Below are 1,424 nucleotides of genomic sequence, written 5' to 3' on the forward strand. Positions count from 1 at the left end.
TTGTACTGCACCCCAAAAGTTGGACACTTTTGGGGTGTTTTTTATGAAATATAATTATGAGATTCGTTTAAAGGCCGTAAAACTGGTACTCGAAGGCGGACTTTCGGTTAGGGAAGCCGGATGTCACTTGGGCTGTGGCCGCTCGCAAGTTCACTTGTGGGTAACATTATTCGAGCGCCATGGCCTTGCCGGCCTTAAGCTGCGCCACGGTAGCTACAGTGCAGAATTTAAGTTGTCAGTTTTGAAGCATATGCACCAAAATCATCTATCTTTGCTGGAGACAGCAGTGCATTTCGGCATTCCGGGCCCTTTTGTTATTCGTCAATGGGAGCGGCTCTATCAAAACCAAGGTGCTGAAGGCCTGCGGCGTAAACCGCAAAGAAGGAGGCCGGCCATGAGTAAATCGAAGACTAAAAAAGTCAAACTCAAAACGACTCCGCACGAAGAGTTGCTTAAGGAACTGGAGTATCTTCGTGCCGAGAATGCTTACTTAAAAAAATTGCAGGCCTTAGTCGAGGAGCGCATTGTCCGCGAGAGCGGGAAAGAGCCCAAGCCATCGAAGGACTAAGGCCGCAGTGCCGGCTTTCAGTATTGCTCAAAGCCGCAGGGATGGCGCGAAGCACATTTTATTATCACTTCAGAAAATCAAAACAACCCGATAAATATGCTCGCGAAAAAGAGAGTATTATAAGGTTATATCACGAACATAAGGGGCGTTATGGTTATCGGCGCATTACCGTTGAAATGAATAAGATCGGATATGCGATAAATCACAAAACCGTACTTAAGCTGATGAATATTTGCGGGATAAAAAGTCAGGTCAGGCTCCGTAAATACTGTTCATACAAAGGACAGATCGGACGGATAGCGCCCAATCTTCTGCAACGCGACTTTGCAGCCGAAAAACCGAATCAGAAGTGGGTTACTGACCTTACGGAATTTTCGGTTTGCGGCGTAAAGTTATATCTATCGCCGATTATGGACTTATATAACCGGGAGATTATTAGCTATAAAATAGCTGAACGCCCTAACTTTATGCAGATCATGAAGATGCTGGACGATGCGTTTGCCAGAATACCGGATTCTCCGGGTATTGTCTTGCATTCCGACCAGGGCTGGCAGTATCAGATGAAGCAGTATCAGCTCCGTTTAAGACAGAAAGGTATTACACAGAGCATGTCGCGCAAGGGTAACTGTCTGGATAACGCTGCTATGGAAAGTTTCTTTGGATTATTGAAGTCCGAATTATTATATTTGCAAAAATTCTCATCCATAGACCATTTCCGAAAAGAATTGGAAGAATATATCGACTACTACAATAACAAGCGGATAAAGAAATACTTAAACAACATGAGCCCGGTACAATACCGAACTCATGCCATCTAAACAAATACTAATCCGTCCAATATTTGGGGTGCACTTCA

The 1,424-nt window shown here is 44.5% G+C and carries 2 protein-coding genes; both read left to right on the forward strand.

Features of this window, described 5'->3' with window-relative positions; translation table 11 throughout:
• The first annotated feature begins 19 nt into the window (after positions 1-19).
• A complete protein-coding gene (locus HMPREF9720_RS02755) occupies positions 20-568 on the forward strand; it encodes a helix-turn-helix domain-containing protein (protein ID WP_014775357.1) in 549 nt (182 codons plus the stop codon).
• Positions 499-1,386: an IS3 family transposase gene (locus HMPREF9720_RS02760; RefSeq protein WP_117615371.1), complete on the forward strand. Its 888-nt coding sequence runs from the start codon at positions 499-501 to the stop codon at positions 1,384-1,386. Before HMPREF9720_RS02755 ends, HMPREF9720_RS02760 begins: the two co-directional genes overlap by 70 nt.
• Positions 1,387-1,424: the final 38 nt, after the last annotated feature.

It is taken from the genome of Alistipes sp. HGB5, assembly GCF_000183485.2.
In the GTDB taxonomy this organism is placed as follows: domain Bacteria; phylum Bacteroidota; class Bacteroidia; order Bacteroidales; family Rikenellaceae; genus Alistipes; species Alistipes finegoldii.